22 protein-coding genes are annotated in these 18,932 nt (G+C 70.4%); 2 read left to right on the plus strand and 20 right to left on the minus strand.

Features of this window, described 5'->3' with window-relative positions:
• From KPL78_RS19040 to KPL78_RS19075, 8 genes are all read right to left on the minus strand, one after another.
• Positions 1 to 999 (minus strand): putative phage tail protein (locus KPL78_RS19040; protein ID WP_219764589.1); only part of this gene is annotated, 999 nt, incomplete at its 3' end.
• Complete coding sequence (locus KPL78_RS19045) at positions 996 to 2,051, minus strand: baseplate J/gp47 family protein (RefSeq protein ID WP_219764590.1); 1,056 nt, start codon at positions 2,049 to 2,051, stop codon at positions 996 to 998. The genes KPL78_RS19040 and KPL78_RS19045, both read right to left, overlap by 4 nt.
• Entirely contained in the window at positions 2,048 to 2,521 is a 474-nt protein-coding gene (locus tag KPL78_RS19050; RefSeq protein ID WP_219764591.1) for a phage GP46 family protein, read from the minus strand. Before KPL78_RS19050 ends, KPL78_RS19045 begins: the two co-directional genes overlap by 4 nt.
• Positions 2,518 to 2,997 carry a phage baseplate assembly protein domain-containing protein gene (locus KPL78_RS19055; protein ID WP_219764592.1) on the minus strand — a complete coding sequence of 160 codons (480 nt, stop codon included), beginning with the start codon at positions 2,995 to 2,997 and terminating at the stop codon, positions 2,518 to 2,520. The genes KPL78_RS19050 and KPL78_RS19055 overlap by 4 nt, the downstream gene beginning before the upstream one ends.
• Before the next feature lie 2 nt (positions 2,998 to 2,999).
• Complete coding sequence (locus KPL78_RS19060; RefSeq protein WP_219764593.1) at positions 3,000 to 4,142, minus strand: phage baseplate assembly protein; 1,143 nt, start codon at positions 4,140 to 4,142, stop codon at positions 3,000 to 3,002.
• Positions 4,139 to 4,402, minus strand: coding sequence for a hypothetical protein (locus KPL78_RS19065; RefSeq protein WP_219764594.1), 264 nt, complete (start codon positions 4,400 to 4,402; stop codon positions 4,139 to 4,141). The genes KPL78_RS19060 and KPL78_RS19065 overlap by 4 nt, the downstream gene beginning before the upstream one ends.
• Positions 4,395 to 5,690 carry a DNA circularization protein gene (locus KPL78_RS30655; protein WP_219764595.1) on the minus strand — a complete coding sequence of 432 codons (1,296 nt, stop codon included), beginning with the start codon at positions 5,688 to 5,690 and terminating at the stop codon, positions 4,395 to 4,397. Before KPL78_RS30655 ends, KPL78_RS19065 begins: the two co-directional genes overlap by 8 nt.
• The gene (locus KPL78_RS19075; RefSeq protein ID WP_219764596.1) at positions 5,690 to 7,531 is read right to left on the minus strand and encodes a phage tail tape measure protein; all 1,842 of its coding nucleotides are present in this window, start codon (positions 7,529 to 7,531) and stop codon (positions 5,690 to 5,692) included. Before KPL78_RS19075 ends, KPL78_RS30655 begins: the two co-directional genes overlap by 1 nt.
• A gap of 65 nt (positions 7,532 to 7,596) precedes the next feature.
• Here KPL78_RS19075 and KPL78_RS19080 point away from each other — a divergent pair, with 65 nt between their 5' ends.
• Both KPL78_RS19080 and KPL78_RS19085 read left to right on the plus strand, forming a co-directional pair.
• Positions 7,597 to 7,938, plus strand: coding sequence for a hypothetical protein (locus tag KPL78_RS19080; protein WP_219764597.1), 342 nt, complete (start codon positions 7,597 to 7,599; stop codon positions 7,936 to 7,938).
• Between the two features lie 21 nt (positions 7,939 to 7,959).
• On the plus strand, positions 7,960 to 8,298 hold the full coding sequence (locus tag KPL78_RS19085) for a hypothetical protein (RefSeq protein ID WP_219764598.1): 339 nt from the start codon (positions 7,960 to 7,962) through the stop codon (positions 8,296 to 8,298).
• Positions 8,299 to 8,431: 133 nt separating this feature from the next.
• On the opposite strand, the gene KPL78_RS19090 is transcribed toward KPL78_RS19085, so the two are convergent.
• Genes KPL78_RS19090 through KPL78_RS19145 form a run of 12 tightly spaced genes read right to left on the minus strand, consistent with a single transcriptional unit; the run spans position 8,432 to position 18,803 of the window.
• A complete protein-coding gene (locus tag KPL78_RS19090; protein ID WP_219764599.1) occupies positions 8,432 to 8,719 on the minus strand; it encodes a phage tail assembly protein in 288 nt (95 codons plus the stop codon).
• Between the two features lie 3 nt (positions 8,720 to 8,722).
• Complete coding sequence (locus KPL78_RS19095; RefSeq protein ID WP_219764600.1) at positions 8,723 to 9,088, minus strand: phage tail tube protein; 366 nt, start codon at positions 9,086 to 9,088, stop codon at positions 8,723 to 8,725.
• Positions 9,089 to 9,103: 15 nt separating this feature from the next.
• Complete coding sequence (locus KPL78_RS19100; RefSeq protein ID WP_219764601.1) at positions 9,104 to 10,582, minus strand: phage tail sheath subtilisin-like domain-containing protein; 1,479 nt, start codon at positions 10,580 to 10,582, stop codon at positions 9,104 to 9,106.
• Positions 10,583 to 10,592: 10 nt separating this feature from the next.
• The gene (locus KPL78_RS19105) at positions 10,593 to 11,225 is read right to left on the minus strand and encodes a hypothetical protein (RefSeq protein WP_219764602.1); all 633 of its coding nucleotides are present in this window, start codon (positions 11,223 to 11,225) and stop codon (positions 10,593 to 10,595) included.
• On the minus strand, positions 11,222 to 11,614 hold the full coding sequence (locus KPL78_RS19110; protein WP_219764603.1) for a head-tail joining protein: 393 nt from the start codon (positions 11,612 to 11,614) through the stop codon (positions 11,222 to 11,224). Before KPL78_RS19110 ends, KPL78_RS19105 begins: the two co-directional genes overlap by 4 nt.
• Before the next feature lie 2 nt (positions 11,615 to 11,616).
• Entirely contained in the window at positions 11,617 to 12,633 is a 1,017-nt protein-coding gene (locus tag KPL78_RS19115; RefSeq protein WP_219764604.1) for a major capsid protein, read from the minus strand.
• 13 nt (positions 12,634 to 12,646) lie between these two features.
• Positions 12,647 to 13,039, minus strand: coding sequence for a head decoration protein (locus KPL78_RS19120; RefSeq protein ID WP_219764605.1), 393 nt, complete (start codon positions 13,037 to 13,039; stop codon positions 12,647 to 12,649).
• Positions 13,040 to 13,042: 3 nt separating this feature from the next.
• Complete coding sequence (locus tag KPL78_RS19125) at positions 13,043 to 14,392, minus strand: S49 family peptidase (protein ID WP_219764606.1); 1,350 nt, start codon at positions 14,390 to 14,392, stop codon at positions 13,043 to 13,045.
• Positions 14,385 to 15,899, minus strand: a complete 1,515-nt coding sequence (locus KPL78_RS19130; RefSeq protein WP_369412784.1) for a phage portal protein — start codon at positions 15,897 to 15,899, stop codon at positions 14,385 to 14,387. The genes KPL78_RS19125 and KPL78_RS19130 overlap by 8 nt, the downstream gene beginning before the upstream one ends.
• Entirely contained in the window at positions 15,896 to 16,117 is a 222-nt protein-coding gene (locus KPL78_RS19135; RefSeq protein WP_219764607.1) for a phage head-tail joining protein, read from the minus strand. The genes KPL78_RS19130 and KPL78_RS19135 overlap by 4 nt, the downstream gene beginning before the upstream one ends.
• Before the next feature lie 3 nt (positions 16,118 to 16,120).
• On the minus strand, positions 16,121 to 18,241 hold the full coding sequence (locus tag KPL78_RS19140) for a terminase gpA endonuclease subunit (protein WP_219764608.1): 2,121 nt from the start codon (positions 18,239 to 18,241) through the stop codon (positions 16,121 to 16,123).
• Positions 18,225 to 18,803 (minus strand): DUF1441 family protein, encoded by a 579-nt coding sequence (locus tag KPL78_RS19145; RefSeq protein WP_219764609.1) that lies wholly within the window; start codon positions 18,801 to 18,803, stop codon positions 18,225 to 18,227. Before KPL78_RS19145 ends, KPL78_RS19140 begins: the two co-directional genes overlap by 17 nt.
• Between the last annotated feature and the right edge of the window lie 129 nt (positions 18,804 to 18,932).

Raw genomic sequence — 18,932 nt, forward strand, 5'->3', positions numbered from 1 at the left:
CGTGACCTCCAGCACCTCGATGCCGATCGAGCCGGACACCAGCTCCCCGACCAGGGCCGGCACGCGGATCTGACCGCTCGCACCCTCGCACCGCAACGCCTGCTGGTTGCCGTTGCTCGTGCCCGCGACCGTGAACTCGACATAGGGGCTGCCGTCCGGCCGCGTGCCCCGCCCCGCGACCGCGATGGTCAGCCCGCCCGCGATCGTGGACCACTCATCGGGATGGCCGGTGCCGTCGCCCCAGGGGTTCACCACCTCGTTCAGGGTCAGCGCCGGATCGTAGTCGAGCCGCGGCACGTCGACGGCATCCTCGGCGCGCTGCCCGCGATAGGTGGTGCGGGTGCCGGGCAGCGTGCGCGCCAGGGTCGCGCCCGCAGGCAAGCCGCCGGTGAAGTCCCAGTCCGATTTGTAGGTGCCGAAGCGCACCAGCGTGTGCGCGGGCGCCAGGCGCCGCACCGCGCATTGATGCGGGCCAACTGGCCACAGCTCCAGCGGCACCTCGGTATCGTCCTCGGTGGTGCACTCGACCAGCAGCGTCTCGGGCGAGAGCATGTCCCAGACGAAGGCCTGATCCTCGTCGGTGACGGGGTCCTCGCTGTGGTTCTCGGTGACGTGCGCCCGGTATTCCGTGATGGCCGCGTCGATGCCGAATGCTGCCGCGACCGCGACGAAGTTGGCGGGTGTCTGGTTGCGCTGCTCGGCGATGCGCGCCAGCAGGGCGCCACGACGGCTCGCAACAAGCGCATCCGTCGGCGCGCAGGCATCAGGCAGGCCATAGGCCGCTTCCCAATCCGCCAGCATCTCCAGCGCCTGCGCCGGGTCGCTTTCGCGTTCGGACAGATCGCCCGTGCGCGCATGCTGGCGCGCCTGCGTCGCGGCGAGCCCGGCCAGCAGGCCGGTCAGGCCGGCATCCGGGTCGCGCGGCCAGGCGAGTCCGCGCGGCAACAGGGCCTGGAGCCCGGCCAGGAATTCGGCATCGCCCAGATCCGCGACGGTCATGGGAAGGTCACCGTGCCGAGGATGGCAAGCGCACCTGCGGCCTGCGTCACGTCGCCGGACGGCACGGTCATGGTGTGCCAGGTCTCGCCCGCCGCACGGCTGACCGCCTCGATCAGGCGGGATCGGCGGATGGTCCCGCCGGGTACGGCATCGCGCTGGATCTGCGCCGCCAGTTCCGCCTGGATCGCCCCGCGCACCGCAGCCGTATCCGGGTCGAGGCCCGTGATCGTGACGTTGATCGGCGCGGCGCTGGGCGCGAAGACCAGGCAGTTCGCGGTCACGGGGCGCCGCGCGTCGATATGCGCCTGCACCGGCGTGATATCGCCGGCATCGGGGAAGATGTCGTCGCGATCGTCCATCACGAAGGCGACGTCCACCGTGCCCAGGCCACGGCGCAGGGGCAGGCACCAGGCGCGAGTGACGCCCGGCATCTCGAGCGTCCAGGCGACGTAGTCGTGTGCCGCCCCCCCGGCCGGCGGGCTGGACAGCCGCGCGATCAGGCGTTCGCGCAGCGCGCTGTCGGATTCCGCCGGGCCGCCGCCGGTCAGGCCGTCGGCATCCACCGTGGCCGTCCCGGTGACGCCGGGAATGGCGGTGGCGAAGGTCAGCGCCGCGCCGGCATCGAGATTGCCCGCGATGCCCGGACCCTGCGCCAACAGCGACAGGGCGGCGGTGCCGGAAGCGATGCTTGTCGCGGCCGTGACGGCATAGACGACGCCGTCGCTGCGCGTCAGCGTCACCCCGGCCGGGATCGGCGTGCCGTTGCTGCCCGTTGCGACCGCAAGGCCGCCCGCGGCCGTGGCAGGCTTGCGCTGGATGCCGACAAGCCGGCACCAGCGGTCGAGATACACGCCTTCCGCCGTGGCCGGGATGACCTGCCGCGCGATCCAGTCGAGATAGCCGTACTGATGGTGCGCGAGGGCCGCCGCGGCATCGGCCAGCACGCGCGCCATGGCGCGCCGCAGGGCGGGGTCGGTGCCCGCCAGGCGGGACGCGATGTCCGCCCGCGACTGGACGCGCAGGGCCGAAAGGGTCGGGCGTTCGAAGCTCACCGCGTGGCCTCCGCGTTCCACTGCACCGTGAATTCCTCCCGCGCCGTGCGGCCGGCGATGCGACGTTCGATGGTGACGAGCAGGTGCAGGTGATCCCCGCGATCCCCGCCCCAGGCGGCGGAGACGGTGACGGCGGCGGCGACGCCATCGGTCACCATCCAGCCCAGCGCGTCGCGCGCGTAGGTCTCGGCCCGGCGGCGGGTTTCCTCGGTGCGTTTCGCGCGGGCCAGCAGCCACAGGCGCGACCCGATCGGGTCAGCGGTTTCGCCGTCGGCCGGCGTGTCGCCCCACCAGCCCCGGCGGTCGTCGGTGCCGTCCGGGATGTCGTCATCCGGCCGGGCCAGCGCGTCGCTGAACAGGCTGATCAGCACGGCGGTGCGCAGGCCGTCGTCACGCACCAGGTCGCCATTGGCGACGGCGATGTCGGCGCGCGCGAGAAGCGGGTCCCAGGCCAGGGCGATGTCGGTCATACGGGCGGGTCCGTCTGGGCACCGCCGCGCACGACGCCGCCATGGACGTGGCTGTCGCCGATGTCCTTCCCGTTGTGGGTCAGGCCGGCCGAGGTGATGGCGATGGTGCCGCCGGCGGTGATCTCGATATCGCCGGTGCTGACGATGGTCAGCTTGACCGCGCCGGAGACGGTGATGCCATCGCCGTTCATCACGACCTGCTGGCCGCGCTTGTCGCGGATGGCGATGTCGCCGGCGCCGAGGCCTGGGGCACGCAGCGCGGCATCGTCCGCCTGCAGTGCGACCAGATGGTCGGGCCCGCCGATCTGGAGGACCAGCACATCCGCGCCGGATTCCGGGATGGCGGACATGCCCATGGGCAGCAGGATCTCGACACGGCTGCGCAGCTCGCCATCGGCCATGTCGACCTCGGCAAGCGTGCGCCCGCCCCGGATGCGCGCGCTGCGCACCCGGCCGCGGGAAATCATGTCGGTCATGTTCAGAGCCTTCCGGAACCCGCGACGACGTCGGACCAGGACGCGCCCGCCCCGCCGCCGCGCCCGCTGCGCGCGGGCTTGAGCGGTTCGGGCAGCATCGCTTCCTTGGGCGTCAGGGTCAGGCGCGTGCGACGCCCGTCCTGGCCCAGGGAGAATTCGGTGCCGATCACCAGCAGGTCGTGATCGAGGCGCAGCCAGTCGGCCTTGATCTTCACCAGCTCATTCAGCCGCCACAGCGCGCCATCCGCCTTGCGCCAGCCCTGCACCGTCGCATCTACCTGCAGCGACTTCGCCCGGGCCGTCGCCGCCGCCCAGACCGCGCGCTGCTGCGCGAAGGCGGTGTCCCCTGCCCCTTCGGCGCGGAAGATCCGCGGGCGGTATCGCGGTACGTCCGGGTCGGTCGCGATGCCGGTGACGGACACCTGCACGCCGGCATTCGGCTGCTCGGCTTCCTCGTTGTCGCCGGCATCGCCATCGCCGTCCCGCGCGACCGCCGCGCCGGTCTGCCGCTGCGTCATGGACACGTACCGGCTGAAGCGTTTCGACACGTCGATCCGCGCCGAGGCCGCGAGGAGGTTCCGCCCGAGTTCGAGGCTGCCGGCCGCGCGCCGCTCCCCCGCGCGCGCCAGCACCAGGCGCCCGCGTTCATCGTCGTGGCAGATCACGCCGCGCAGGCGTCCCAGCCGTTCGATGGTGCGCCAGGCGGTGTCGGTCTTGTCCTTCGCCTCGACCCCGAAGGGCGCGCCGTCCGGCGCTTCGGTGACGACCTCGATCCCGAAGGGCTGCGACAGGGCGCGGGCAATAGCGACCAGCGTGGACCCACGGAATTCGGTGCCGCGCAGCTCGGGCGTGCAGTCCACCAGGTCGCAGGTGCGGCTGCGGCCGCGGATGCGCACGCGATGGCTGCGCGCGTCGGTTTCCGGTTCGACCACGTCGACATAGCCGGTCAGGACAGGGTCGCTGCCGAGGCGGATCTCGACCTCGGCAAAGGGCAGGATGCGCCAGGCATCGGTGCGGCCAGGCCAGCGTTCGGACACCGACAGATCGAAATCGCCGGCCGCGCGGTCCATGGACCGGGTGACGCGGAAGTCGGTCCAGCCGCCATAGATGCTGCCGCCGATGAGGAGGTCGACGGTGTCGGTCATGCATCGCACCGCGTGAGGATCGTGTCGACGACATGGTCCGCGACATAGGGGATGACGGGCCCGCCATCCTCGATCGCGATGGCACCCCGGGCCTCGAGCTCGTTCAGAAGCCGATCCGTCGCATGCTGCGTGATGGTGATCAGGATCTCGAGGTCGGCGACGGCGCGGCCGGACAGGTCGGCACCGATCAGAGCATCCGTGATGCGGATCAGATCCGCGTCGTCGAAGGGCTGTGGCGCCGCGATGATCGGGTCAGCCATCCCGCAGCATCCTCCCTTCCGCCGGCATGAACAGCGGGTGCGGCACGCCGTTCAGCGCCACCAGCGCATCCGCCTGCCCCGCCCCGCCATACAGACGCTGCGCCAGCGCCGCCGCCGGCAGCACGCCGGGCAGCGCATAGGCCGCGATGCGCGGAAGCTGCGCCGCGCGATCCGTCAGGTCCGCCTGCACCGCCGCCGCCAGCGCGCGCCAGCCCGCGAACAGCGCGTCCTGCCCCGCATCCGCCGCCGCATCGCTGCGCGCCTCGATCAGGTCCATCAGCGAATCCCGCGCCGCGAGCGCCGCATCCGCGCTGGGCCACGCCGCCTGCGATGCCGCCTGCGCCGCCGCCACGACCGCCGCATCCATCGCGAGGCCATGCGCCGACACCAGCGCCGCCTGTTCCGTCGCGTCCGCGCTGAACGGCACCGGCAGCGCCGCCGCGGTGACCAGCACCTGGAATGGCTCGGCCGCCGGTTCGGCATCGCTGCGGCTGACGATCGCCACGCCATCATCCAGCGCATCGACCGGCAGCGGGTCCGCATCCACCACCGCGAGGTAGGGAGCGGTCAGATCCCCCGCGACGCTGTCCGGGTCGGTGAAGGGGTTGTCGGCGAGATCCTCGATCGCCGCGACAATGCCCAGCACGTCATACAGCGGCAGCGCCAGCAGCCCGTCCGTCAGGTCGCTGACCAGGTCCGACGCGAAGCCGAGCAGCACGCCTTGCGCGAAGCCGAGCAGATCCCCCCGCGCCGCCGTGACGATGGCATAGGCGGTCTTCGCCAGCTTCATCACGCGCTTCGCGGTGCTGATGACCTGGCCGAGCGTGTCGTTGCGCTCGGTCGGGCTCGCTTCCTGCCCGGCGTCGACGAAGACCAGGTCGAAGGTGCAGAACCGGCCTTCCTTGTTGCTCTCGCGATAGGAGACGGAGACGCAGCGCGCCTGCTTCTCCCCCAGGAAGGGATGCACCAGCGTGCCGGGTTCGTTGCTGGCGCCGCAGGCCTCGACCAGGGCATCGCGGTCGGTGAAGTAGTCGTCGCCGATGACGTAGCCTGTGATGCGCCAGCGCTGCGTGGACCGGCCGAGGTCCTCGGTGAACCCCTTGTCTCGCAGCGGGAATTCGAACTCCGCAACGCGGCGGCCGTCATCGGCGGTGTGGTCGACCACCTTGAACGCCGCGCCACGAAAGGATGCGGCGCGATAGGCCGCGCGCCAGCCGGCGAGCCCGCCCGTACCGGCGGCGAGCACGCCGGAGGCTAGGTTCTGCGCGCGGCCAAGGAGGTCTGACATCAGAATGCGCCCATGGTGGCGTAGCCGACGTCCAGCTCGGGCTGGCGCACGCCGGTGCCCTGCGCGTCCGCGTCCACGCGCGCGCCGCGCGGCACGTTGTCGAAGGACATGCGCACCCGCACCTCCCCCTGCGGGGCCGCCGCCGCCGAGGCGGGCGCCGATTGCTGGCGATACAGCGGCTCAAACGCCGGCCGCCCAGTATCGGGGTCGATCGCCGGACCGCCATAGAAGCCGCCCGCAGCTCCGGATCGGCCGAGCCCCTGCCCCTGCGGTGCCAGCGGCCCGCTGCCGCCCGCGGTGCGGCCTGACCCGCGTTCCGGAAGGATCGCCGCCAGGGCCTGCGCGCCGGCCACCACGGCATTGACGATGGGTTCGATCACCGCCCAGGCGGCCGTGAAGGCGGAGGACACGCCCGACCACAGCGACCGGAAGAAGCCTTCGATCGGCGCCCAGGCTTCCATCAGCCCGCCCGCCAGCGTGCTGAAGGCGTCGCCCAGCCATTGCACCTGTTCGGACGCCATGAAGCGCCCGACCGCGTCCCCTATCCCGGTCCACAGCCGTTCGAAGAAGCCGGCCAGCGCGTCCCACCCCGCGGCGATCCCGCGCCCCAGGGCGGCGAAGACGTCGCGCAGCCACACCACCTGTTCGGAATTCGCGAAGCGGCTGACGGCGCTGCTGATGCCGTCCCAGATCCCCTGGAAGAAGCCGACGATATCGTCCCAGTAGAGGTAGATCGCCGCCGCCGCGAGGCCGATGGCCGCGACCGCCGCGCCGATCGGGTTGGTCAGCAGCGCCGCGGTCAGCGTGGCGATGGCGGCGAGCAGCGGTCCGGTGATGACGGCGATGACGCCCACGATGACCCCACGCCATCCGCCGATGGCATCGAAGACACGCTGCGCGACGGACAGGAACTGGCTCAGGCCTTCCCGCACCTGCGTGAAGTCGATCCGCTGGACCCATTCGGCGACCCCTTCGATCCAGCCGCGGACGTTGGTCGCCACCAGGTCGCGGTTGCTGGCGATCCAGGTGGCGAACTGCCCGAACAGCGGGGCGAGCACGGGGGCCAACTGCACGGCGATGGCGTTGCGCACGCCCAGCAGGCTGTGCCGCACCTCGTTCATGCCGTCGCCGACCTCGTCGAGCGCGCCCACCGATTGTCCGGTGATCTGCCCGTCCAGTTCCCGCCAGCGGTCGGTCTGTTCCCGCAACCCCGCCGCGCCGGCCGCGAGGGCGGTGATCAGCGGCCCGCCGGCCCGGCCGAACACCGTCATCGCGATGCGCGTGCGCACGGCGGCATTCTCGTTCCGTTGCATCGCCTGCGCGAGCTGCGGCAGGACATCGGCGGCGGAACGCACCTGCCCGTTGGCGCCGCGCAGGCTGATGCCCAGGCGGGCGAACAGCCCGGCCAGGGCCTGGTTGCGCCCGGCCGCGGCATCCCCCAGGCCGCGGTTCAACTTCTCCATCGCGCCAGCGAACTGCTCGCTGTTCACCCCCGCCTGCTCGAAGGCGAAGCCGTAAGCCTGGATATCCTCCGCCGACATGCCCAGCCGTTCGGACAGGTCGGACAGGGCGCCGCCGGCATCGACGGCCGCGTTCATGGCCGCGACCAGGCCGGCCCCCAGGCCGACCCCGATGCCACCGCCCACCACGGCCAGCCGCGCGGCCGACCCGGCCAAGGCGCCGAAGCTGCGCTGCACGCCGAGCGCCGCGGCGCGAATGCGTTCCATGCCGGACATGCCGGCGATGGCGCGCAGCCGGGCAGAGATGACGGCGAGAGGGCCGGCGGTGCGATCGTCGACGGTGATGACCGCCTGGAACTGCCGGCTGGTCGTGCCGCTCATGCGCTGTCCCTTGCGGTTGGGCGCGCCGATGCGGTCCAATCGGCACGGGAATGCCGGAGGATGCTATGCGCGCGGTTGTGGTGGTGCTGGCGGGGCTGTGCCTGCCGGTGGCGGGACAGGCCCAGACGGCGGAGATGCCGAACTACGATGTGGAACGGCAATGCCGCCGCATCGCGGCCATCGGGGGCAACTACTCGGAAGCGATGTACGGAGCCTGCTTTGACAGTGAGCAGTCGTCCTACGACAACGTGAAGCTGCGCTGGAGCGCGTTACCCGAAAGCATCCGACGCCAATGCGATCGCATCGCGCGCGTTGGGGGGCCAGGCAGCTATTCGATGCTGGAAGCCTGCGTCCAAAGCGAGGAATCGGCCGGACGGCAGAACCAGCAGCGGCAGTTTCGGCGCTGACGATCACGGAAGGGCAACGCGATGGAATTCACGTTCCTGGTGTCCGGCAGCCAGCCGGAGCCATACCGCGTGGTTTTCACCGTCGACGGGGCCGACGCGACCGCACTGTGCACCTGCCCCGCCGGCGCTTTCGACAGGGCCTGCAAGCACCGCATCGGTCTGCTGCAAGGCGACATCAGCCGCCTCGCCAGCGCCAACCCCGATGATCTGGCGGCCCTCGCGACAGCGATGGAGGGCACCGATATCCTGGAAGCCATGCGGTTTCTGGACGAGGCCGAAGACCGGCTCGAAGCCGCGAAGACGGCAGTCGCGGAGGCGAAACGCCGGCTGGCGCGCGCGATGGGGCGGGATGCCGATTAGCGCCTCGCTTTGCCGATGCGCACCGCATGCTGGTGATGTTCCGCCATGTCGGACAGGCCGAGGTCCATGACGTAGGCGATGTCGCCCCAGAAATGGGCGAGGTCGAAATAGGCCTCGAGCAGCGCCTCGGCTGTCAGGAAGCCGCCGGCGCCATCCCGAAAAAACCCAGGACCGCCGCCATGGCCGCGGACCAGTCCGACGGCGGCATCTTGTCGATCGCGGAAGGCGGGAGGCCGGCCAGGCCGCCGATCATCTTCGCCATGGCCGAGGTGTCGATGATGATGCTGCCGTCTTCCGCGCCGATGCGGAACGGCATGCCGCAGAGGCGGATATCCTTCCCCGTCGGCTCCCGCAGCGTCAGTTCCGACAGCGTCTCGCCATGCGCCTCGATCGGCTTCGTCAGTGGCACGGTCGTGGTCATGGCTCAGTTCATCTCCCGGCAGGACGCGCCCGTGAAGGTGATGGGCACCTGCCCTTCCGCCCCATCCAGCTTCAGTTCGCCGGACTGGAACGCGTCGGACAGGACATAGGTCGTGCCGTCGCCGAGCTCGGCGGTGACCGTCCGGCCCTTCCAGCCGAGCACCTGCTTCAGCTTCAGGTCCGGCGTCTTCGACACCGTGACGGTGATGCTGGGCGCCTTCGGCGTTTCCTTGTAGCCGTGCACCCCATCGAGGCCGGTCACAGGCTCCCGCATCACGTCGGCAGGGTCGACCTCGATCGACCCCTTCAGGGCAAGCTGCACGCTGTCCACCTTGATGTAGGCGGTGCCAGCGATCCGTTTCAGCGCCATCGGTCGGGCCCCTTCTCAGCTACGGAACTGCGCCAGCACGGCCAGCACGCGCAGGCCGTTGATCAGGTTCGGCGCGTAGAGCACGTCGAGCCGGCTGGTGTCGTTCAGGTTGCGCAGGACGATGGTCGCCTCGGCGAAGCCATCGGCATCCTCGACCAGCCCCTCGGCTTCCATGATCGCGTAATGCGCGACCAGTTCCGCCTTGAAGGAGGATGGCGTGACGATCGGCTGGCCGGGCCCGAATCGCGTCCCGTCGTCGGCCAGCTTCGACCGCGCGAATTTCTGCGTCACCGTGCCCTTCAACCGGCGGATCACCGCCATCAGGGTGAACAGCGTCTCCACGTCCAGATAGGACTGGTCCGCCATCCCCCATTTGTTGATCCGGTAGGTCGTGACCATCCGCAGGATGGATGCCGACCCATCCGGCCCGAAGGCCGCCAGCGCGATGCCGGACGACAGCAGCGATTGCTGTTCCGTCAGCGTGAAGCGCTTGCCCGTGGGCGGCGCCAGGACGCCGTAGATGGACAGCGTCTGCAGCGGCCGCGCCGGGTCCGCCTTCAGCGCCACGGCGGAGGCCGCCGCCGCCGCCGCGGCCCAGACGGCCGGGCAGGACGGGCTTTCGTTCACGCCGAGCACCGACACGTGCTGCCCGTTGCGCCCGCCGCCCAGGGTCAGCAGCGCGCCAGACGTGCCGCGCGCCGAGGTCCAGACATGCCCGTAGATCTGCTTGGCATAGGACCAGCGGCCCGCGCTGTCGTTCATCAGCGTGTCGAAGGCGGTCAGCGCCGTGCTGGTCGCCCAGGGCATGACGATGAAGTCGAAGGGCTCATCGGCCAGCATGGCCGCGAGCGTCGTCAGGTCCGGGTCGCCGCTGCCTGCGACGCCCGCGGCGATGGTCAGGCCCACGCCGGCCGGCAGCGCCTCCCCGCCCGCGCGGCCGTAGTAGGAATGGCGCACATCGATGTCGTTGCCGCAGGTGCCGGCGTTCTTCGCGGTCAGCGTCACGACCGCGGAGGCCGCCGACGCCGTGACCGGCAGCGTGGGATTCGCCGTGACGGCAGCGGCGATGGCGGTCGCGATGGCCGTTGCGGCATCGGCGGCCGCGACCGCCACGGTCACCAGCGCCCCCGCGACATACAGCGCGATGGTCCCGGCCGCCGTGGCGGGGCCGGTAACCGTGATGGTCTTCGTGGCCTTCACGCCAGCGCCGGCATCGGCGACCGGCAGGATCCAGACCTCGCCGACCGGATCATTGGCGCGCCAGGCGGCCATCATGCGCGCGATCTGCGACCCCGCGCCGCACAGGTCCGCCACCTGGTCGGCCGTCGGCACATAGGTCAGTTCGGCCGGCGTGGCGGCGACGGTCTTCTGGCCGATCAGCAGCGCGCGCTGCGTCACGGTGCTGGGGCCCGCGCGGGAATTGTCGAATTCCGCCCAGAAGAGCGGCACGCGCAGATCCGCCGGGATGGTGCTGAAGCTGATGCTCCCGCTCATGCCTGGGCTCCTATGCTGGGGTGTCGAAGGTGATGGTTATGTCCGCCGCTTCCGGCCGGCCATCCGGGCCGCGGTCGCGGGGCGGCCCCGCTGGCGCGGGGAATGGGTCGATCGCCGGATACGAGCCGGCGCGGTCCGCCGGGTCGATCGCGTCGATGACGATGCGCGCCGCGGTCAGCGGCGGCAGGCCGCGCGGCTCGAAGGCCTCGGTGAACTGCATGTCGAGCGTGACGAGCGTCTCACCGATGATGGTGTCGCTGTCGGCGCGGAGCTGACGGGCGAACTCCATGCTCGGCAGTTCCTCCGGGATCGCGACGAAGGTCGGGTCGCCGAGCAGCACGCGGTCGACCTCGTCTTCGAGCGCATCCAGGGTGGCGTCCACCGCCTCGACCGTCGTGCCTTCCGCGCGCAGGTGGATGACGATGGGCAGGATGGTGCGGAAGGTCGGCGCGGAAGTTCCGCCGCTGGTGGACGTGCGACGCAGCCCGTTCGCGTAGACCAGGCCCGCCGGCATCTTCCCGGCATCGACCAGCCCTTTGCCCGGCAGCGGCCAGGCGCGGGACGGATAGACACGGCCGGCGAGCAGCGGCACGGCGCGCAGGCGGGTCACCACCTGGTCGCGGATGTCGGCGCGGGTGGTCATGGGCCAGAACTGACGGGTGCGCCGCCAACGACCGGCCACGCGCCGCCGACATCGGTCGCGGCCTGCCCGCCAAGCACGAGGCAGAAGGCATCGATGGCATCGGGCTGGACCTCCGCCACCACCCACGTCCCGCCGCCGCGCACGACACTGTCGCCCTGCTGGGGCGGGTGCCCGCCCGGCATGTCGGCAAGGCGCAGATAGACGACGGTGCGAAAGGCGGTGACCGGCGCTCCGTCCCCGTCGAAGCCGACCTCGACATGCTGGCGGTCGAAGACGCCCGGGACGGTGAAGGACGCGCCATCGCGCAGGCGCGTGTAGACGATCGGCTCCCGCGATCCGACGATACGCATCGCCGGGATATTGAGGAGCCGATCGAAGTCCACCGGCATGGTCAGGTCCGGGTGGCGTAGATCAGCGTCAGCGGGCGCTTCACGATGGGCAGCGGATAGGAGAACACGTCCACGTCCACCCAGGCCTTCCGCGCGGATGGATCGATGCTCATCATCGCGTAGACCGGCAGCGCCGGCAGGTTCATCAGCTCGAAGTTCTCGTTGCTGGCCGAGAACAGCATCGAGAAGACCTCGTCGCCGCCGGCCAGCACGAAGCGGCAATGGTCGGTGTTGACGCCGACCGTCGTGCCGTCGTCGGTGCCGCGGTAGTTGATGAAGACGATGCCGCCGAAGGTGACGCGGCGGGTCGTCGTGCCGGCCAGATATTGGTCAGCCGCCGGCCGATTCAGATACCAGGTCTTCACATTCGGATGGGCGACGAAGGCGTCGAAGAAGGCATCGCCGCACAAGCCGTAGATGGTGCTGTTCGGCAGCATCCCGCCTTCTGAGTTCTTCTCCATCAGGCGCACGACGCTGCGGCACTTGCCGTCCACATCCGTGGTGTCGATGTCGAGGTTGAAGTCGATCGCCGTCGGCAGGGTCACACCCCAGAAGGCCGCCGGATCGAACAGCACCGTGGTGCCGTCGGCATCCTTCACCGACCCGGTGACGCAGCCCAGGCGCAGGTTCTCCAGCGTCAGGTCGTTCTTCTGGCGGAGCTTCTGCATGCGCCGCAGCGCGAAATCGCTGACCTCCTCGAGGTCGAGCTCGCTGCCCGGCCGGCGGAGATTGGCGAGTTCATGTGCATAGATGCGGTCGGTCTGCGCCAGGCGCACGGTGCGCACGTCGCGGATGGTCCGCTTGTCGCGCGGCGTGGTGGCCGGCGGCGCGCCGTCCGGGGTGGTCGGCACCAGGGAAAGCTGATTGCCCAGCCGCTCGATCGCGGCGGACCGGACACCGATCTTCTCCTCCGCGAAAATGCCGAGCGTGTCGAGCAGGTTCGGGATGTAGGGCGTCGCGTTCAGCAGCCGCGTGAGCGCGACGGTCGAGAAGGCGTCGTTCTGGAAGATGTTGAGCATGTCGGCGCCCCCTTCAGCGGACGATGATGCCGTAGGCGGCGAGGTCCACCGCCGCGGCCGCCTGGGCCGTGGTCAGCGTGCCGCCCGAAAGGCTCGGGTCGTATTCCAGCGCGCTTCCCTTCACCTCGGCGGCGCGCGCGATGACCGCGGCCTTCAGGTCCCCGGTCGCCGGCACGGTGCAGCCTTCCAGCAGGATCACCTTCGCGGTTTCCGTGCCGTCGGTGCCGGCATTGTCGTAGTAGACGTACTTGCTGGACGCGGTGACCAGCGCCAGCACGCTGCCCGCCTTGTAGGCGATGGCGGTGCTGCCGTTGCTCGCCAGGGTCACGACATCGCGGCTGATGAAGCCGTTGCCCTCGCTGAGGAGGAACTCCGCGGGGTGCCGCGGTTCGGTGAAGACCGTCATGGGTCAGATCCCCTTCCAGGAATTGCCGAAGGCCCGCTTGCCGACGCGGTTCCAGTGCGCGTCCACCTGCTCGGCGGTCATGACCTGCGGCCCGCCGGGCTGCTGCGCAATGACGCCGGCACCGGGCGGGCGCGCCGCGGAGACCTCCCCGCCGACGGTGCTGGCCGCGGCCTTGACCGCGAGGAGCTCGGTGCGCACATCGGCCTCGGTCTTGTTCGACCCGATGAAGGCCGCCGCCTGGTGCGGCACGCCGGCCAGCTCGCACAGCGCGGCGATGCCCGCGGCACGGGCCTGCGCGGCGGCGTTGGCCGCAGCCTGGATCGCCGCCACGTCCGGCCCCGCGGGCGGGGCGGCGGCGGCGCCCTGCGGCGCCGGGTTGGCGGGGGGGTTGGCCGGGCTGTCGGCCTGATTGTCGTCTGCCATGGTGCCTCCGGCATGCTGGCTTCGCGCGGAAGGCCGGCCGCGCCCGGATTGCAGGGGGGCGGCGGCAAGGCGGATCGCCTCCGCCAGCCCGCCGATTTCGTCTGCGAGGCCCGCACGGATCGCGTCCTCGCCGAAGAACAGGCCCGCTTCAGTCTTCACCGCCTTGGCGACGGTCATGCCCGCCGCCTTGCGGTTCGCCGCGACCGTTTCGGTGAACAGGCCATAGAGCCGCGTCACCTCGGCCTGGATCACCGCCGCCGCGTCATCGGTCAGCGGCGCATGCGGATTGCCGTCCAGCTTCCGCGCGCCAGCGGCGATCCAGGTGTAGCGATGCCCCTTCCGGGCATCCTCCTCGCTGCGGTCGACATGCAGGGACACGACGCCGATGCTGCCCACGCCACCCGATGGCGGCAGCAGGATGCGATCAGCCGCCGACAGCAGGGCATAGCCGGCGGAATAGGCCCCGGTGTTTGCCACGGCGATGATGGGCTTGGTGCCGCGCAGGGCCCGCAGCCGCGCTGACAGCTCCATCACATTCGCGGCCTCGCCGCCCGGGGTGTCCCCGTCGTAGACGATGCCGCGCACGCCCGGATCGCGCAGCGCCATCATCACGTCCCGCTCGATCGCGGCGTAGCTGCGCAGTTCGGTGCAGTCCGGCGTGACCTGCCCCGCCCGCGCCACCAGCACGCCGAGAACGGGCACGATCGCCACGCCTTCCGCCGTCACCAGGTACGGCCGACGATCGCGCCGGGCCGCCGCCTCGTCCTCCTGGTCCATCGCGCGCGGCGCGACGACCAGCTCGACCGACGGCGCATTGCCCTGCACGCCGAGCCGGGCCCGAAGCGGCGCCATCATCGCGTCGAGCTCGAGTGGCTCGACCATCAGCGGCCGGTTGAAGATGCGCCCGGCCAGGCGCGGCAGGTCATTCATCCTTCGGCCCTTCCGGATTCTCAGGCGGCTGCTCTTCCTCGACAGGGTCGGGCGCCGGCGCGGCGGGCGCCGTGGCGGCCTTTCCCGCGAAGGCACTGCCCGTCTCGCCCAGTCCATTCCGCTGCTCGCGCGCGCGTTCCGCCGCGATCTCGGCATCCACCTCGTCCGGGTCCTCGCCGCGCGCTTCGATCACCGAGGACCGGCTGCGGAAGCCGGCATCGACCTCGTCCTTCGCCGCCTTCACGTCCTTCGCCGGATCGACCCATTCCCAGCTCGGCGGCGTCCAGGCGACACGCCCCACGCGTGCGCGATCGGCGACCAACCCAGCCGGCGTCAGCCCGCGCACGGCGCCGGACATCACCGCCAGCGGCAGCCAGGCCTTCACGATCGGGCGGCACATCTGGAAAACCAGCACCGAATGCTGGAAGGTCGAGGCCCGCCGACGGAAATCGATCAGCGCCCCGCGCAGGTTGGAATAGTTGGCGCGGACCATGTCGCCGGTCAGGCCGACATAGGGGATGTTCAGCGCCGCCGCGGCGCGCAGCAGGTTGCGATACTGGAAGGCCTCATAACTGCCGCCGACATCAGCCGGGGCAGCGACCGAGATGTCCTCCCCGGGCTGCAGGATGATCTGCGCGCCTGGGGCGAGCTCCTGCTCCGCTGTGCCGTCGCCATTGTCCTCGGCGCCGTGCGACGATGGCTCGAATTCCGCCTGCATCTTGCGGAACACCGCGAACAGCGCGGCGGTGCGCTTCCGGTCAAGCTCGGCATCGTCATACAGATCAAGCAGCCACAGCGGCACGATGCCGCGCGCCATGCGGGTCAGGCCGCGAATCTGTCCGGCTTCCGTGCCGTCCATGATGTGCAGGACCTGGTCCGCCGGCACGCGCGTCTGGCGCCCAGCATCACCGCGGCTCTGCGGCACCGTGTAATCCTCCGGATGCTGGCGCCAGAACCAATAGGCGACGCGGCGGCCGATCTGGTCGAATTCGACGCCCTGCCGCACGACATTGCCATTACCGAGCGACCGGTTATCGTTGATCGGCAGCATCTCCGACGGCAGCATCTGCAATTGTAGCGGCACTAAAAGGCCATCGTCCGGGCGCCGTAGGCGCATGCGGATGAACACCTCATTCGCGATGAACAGTTCCTTCGCCGCGGCGCGTTGCTGGCCATAGAGGTCTGACTGGCCATCGGCGTCGGATTCATCGGTCCAGGCCAGCCATGCATCGGCCAGCGCCTTCTTCAGATCCGGCCGGTCGGCCATGCCTTTCCAGCTCGGCACGATGCCGGTCCCGACCACCTGGCTCGCGAAGAAGTCGATCGCGTTGCCGGCATAGGCGTTGTTGCGCGCGAGGTAGCGGGCCCGCGCCAGCACCGTGCTTCCCGATGCAGCGATCAGCGAATTGACGTGCGCGCGCGGCGGGATGAACCGCTTCAGCCGCTGGCCGACAGCACCGGCCTCGAGACCCTGGGTCGACCCGATCGGCATCCGGGTCGCGCTCACAGGTGCTTCGCCCCCGGCGCATAGACAACGCGCACCGGCACCTTGCCCGGCGCTTCCAGCGCCGCGATCTGCTGGTCAAGTAGCGCGATGGTGCGCTGCATGTCCTGCAAGGTGCGGAATTCCGTCATCCGCCCCTGGAACGACACGCGCAGCACGCCCGTCGCCATGTGGCCGAACAGCTCGGCACGCGAGGCGCGCAGTTCCTCGACCGTCGCCATGGGTCAGCCCATGTAGGACGATGGAATGACACGGCGGCGCGGCGCCAGCGACCGCGCGGCGACGGGCAGCATCGCTGGCGTGGCGCGCAGATCCGCCGGGACGGCGGCCAGCGCCACCTCAGCCTCCATCACCGCGATCATGCTGTTGGTCTCCCATGGCTGCGCCCAGGCGGGCGGCCGTTCCCAGTCGATGCGGTGCAGGCCATGCAGGCGGGCGACGACCTCGCAGCCCACCATCATGTCCATCACCTCGTTCCTGCTGTGAGCTTCCCGCTTCGACCAGGCACCCGACACCGGGTCGCGCTGTTCGGCCGCGAGCTGTTCGAAGAACTCGAAGGGCGGCTCGTCGCCGCCGCGCAGCTCGTATGGGAAGGACACCGCCCCCGCCGCCGGCGCTTCCTGCGCGAGCTGGGCAGCCAGCGCGTCCTTGCCCATGTTCGGGTTGAACTGAAGCTGCGGCACCTGGCCCCGCGCCGCCGCCTTGCGGTCCTTACGCTGCGTGTTCGGGTAGACGAGCTGGATCCGCGGCGCATACCGCGTCGCCACGCCGCGCGTGGGCACCAGGTTCCACACGTCGCGGCCTTCCGTCAGTCCCAGCTTCTGCGTGCGGCCCGCGCGCCGGCACCGCAGCCAGGCGGCATAGGCCTGTTCGGTCACACCCGGCACGCCCTGGCTGTCGAAGCCGACGCCGCGCACCCGCATCCCTCGCCCCGACCCGTCGGCGAGCGGATAGACCGCGTCCTGCATGCGTTCGATCAGGTCATCCCAGGCCTCCGGGTTCGTCCCGGGCTCGGCCGGCATCATCTGCCGGTCGATCACCCAGGACGCCCCGCCCTCGCCCCACCCCCGGACGAGCCATTCGAAGCGAGATCCCTGCGCATCCGCCCAGGCGGTCAGGAACCGCACGCCGTCCGGCACGACGCCCAGCGACAGCGTCTTGTCGGCGCGTTCCGCCAGCACCGCGGCATCGATGTTGCCGACCTTCGCAGGCGGCGCGAAGGGCTCGCCGCAGGTCTTCACCACGAACTGGCGCAGCCCCTCGACATCGCCGAGCTCGGCCGCGCGTTCCGCCTGAGCCAACCCCCGCGCGATGCCGCCGATGCCGTCCCTCGTGAAGGGCGACATGACGCCCAGGATCCACGCCCCGGCCGTCTTCACGCGGCGCCGTTCCCCGGTCACGCGGCCATCCTCGTCGATCGTCTCGCCATCCCCGACCCAGCGGCCGGTGCGGTTCATGGCGTAACGCTGGCCATCCTCGATCAGGCAGCCATAGACGGGGCAGACGAGCCGCGCCCTTTCCTGCACCTCGTCGAGCGGCGCGTCCTTCGGCCAGTCCAGCACCATGCGGCGCGAGGTACCGGGATGCGGCGACGAATAGGTTCCGCAATGCGGGCACTGCCACCACCAGGTGCAGCGCGTGCTGTCGGCATACACCCCCATGATGCCGCGCTGCTTCGACCGGGGCGCATCGACTGGCGCACCGCGGTCCGGGTGGCTGATGACCAGCAGCTTCGAATCAGCCCCCGCCGCCTGGCGCCGAGGATTCAGCAGCATCATCGGATCGCCGAGCGCCGCGTCGTAGTTGTCGATCTCGTCCGCGACGATGCGCGCAACGTGCTTGTTGACCAGCGACGACGAGGTGAAGGTCAGGAACTCCGCCCGCCCACCGCGGAATCGCTTGAACGCCAGGGCGTCCCGCCCCTGCCGCAAATGCCCGATCAGCGGGTCGTGCTGATCCAGCATCGTGTCGATGCGCGCCTTCACATAGGCCTCGAGCGCGGCATCGGTGTTCAGATACCAGAGCAAGTCGGCCGGATCGCTTTCGACCGAATAGAGCAGCCAGTTCTCCGCGATCATCGTCTTGCCGCAGGCGCCAGGCCCGACGATGGCGACGGTGTCGTACTGGTCGTCGCTGAGCCAGTGCATCGGCTCGGTCAGGTACGGCGCGGTGTCGTGCGACCAGCGCTCGAGATGCGCACCGACCGGCGATTTCACCCAGCGATGCTGCGCGGCATGGTCGGCGACCGACATGCGGTTCGGCGGCAGGAAGGCGTCGAAGGTCTCGGACAGAATTCGCCCGGCATCGGCGTAGGCGAAGCGCGCCGCGTCAGGCTGCGGGGGCATGCTCCTGTTCCTCGGGTGGCGGATCGGCGCCGGCGGCGAGCAGATCCTTCAGCTTGCGGTGCAGCTCGCGCTGCTGCGCCTCGATCGCCCGGCGCATGTCGCGCACCACGGCGTCAGGCAGGTTGTGACGACGGCCGAGCTGCCCCGGCAGCGCGGTCAGGAACTGCGACAGCGGCGTCCAGGCGTCCGTCAGGCGCATGCGCATGTCTGATGTCAGCACGAGGAAGCCACGCTGCTTCGCGACCTCGTCTTCCACGCGCATGGCCTGCGCGAGCTTGAGCCGCTCGGCCGGCGTGGCGACGCGATCGGCCTCAGTGTGCAACTCCTCGAGCGGCAGACTGACCTGCGACAGCAGATCGTCCCGCGCATCGCGGGCCGCCGCTTCGTCGTCTCGCTTCGCCTGGACGAATGCGATGACAGCTTCGGGGTCGAGCTGCCACGGAACGCCGTTGCTGCCCTCGGCTACGACGGGAAAGTCCTCGTACCGCCGCATCATCTTGCGCAGGGTCGGGAGGGAGATGCGGAGCTTCTCCGCCATCTCTTCCAGGTTCACCGTGACCATGGGACCCCGCTGCGATGCCTGTGCGGACAGAAACAGGAAGAACAACAGAACCTGTTGTTTTCCTTGAAAAATTCAGCGACTAACCGCGGCGCGAAATACCCGTGGGGGCGGCCTGCCCGGGAAGGACCC

It is taken from the genome of Roseomonas alba, from assembly GCF_019430885.1.
Lineage (GTDB): Bacteria > Pseudomonadota > Alphaproteobacteria > Acetobacterales > Acetobacteraceae > Neoroseomonas > Neoroseomonas alba.